Here is a 437-nt window from a genome sequence, read left to right on the forward strand (position 1 = left end):
AGCTGCTTCGCCCGGTCCTCTGGCGGGTCGTCAGGATTCATGCTGACCGCGGCCAGCGCCTCGATGATAGACACCGTTTCCTGGATGATCTCGGCGTTCAGTGCACGGATTATGTTCTGCCCCTGTGCGGGCGTGAGGGGTTCGTCGAAGTCGATGGACCCGTTTCGGATCTCGTCGATGGTCCGCGATGCGTTGCGGATGAGGAAGCTGCGGTAGTTCAGGACTTGCTGGGCCGAGGAGAGGATGGAGTGGGAGACGACGCGGTCAGGCGTGAAGTAATCCGGATGGTGGTCAAGATCGTCGGAGTTGTGCGGGTCGATAGGGGCCATACCTCGGCCCACTCAGTGTAACCCGGTTATTCTTTCTCACATCACTCCTTCTATTCAGAGAATCTGGTTCCGTCCGTTAGAGGTCGTGGGGCTGTACGGTCTTCCGGT

Annotated in this window: 1 pseudogene; it reads right to left on the minus strand. The window is 59.0% G+C overall.

From position 1 onward, the window contains the following. Positions 1-329, minus strand: a pseudogene (locus D3D02_RS20030) (hypothetical protein); the annotation flags it as partial. Between the last annotated feature and the right edge of the window lie 108 nt (positions 330-437).

This window comes from Halobellus sp. Atlit-38R (genome assembly GCF_003665925.1).
GTDB lineage: Archaea > Halobacteriota > Halobacteria > Halobacteriales > Haloferacaceae > Haloquadratum > Haloquadratum inordinatus.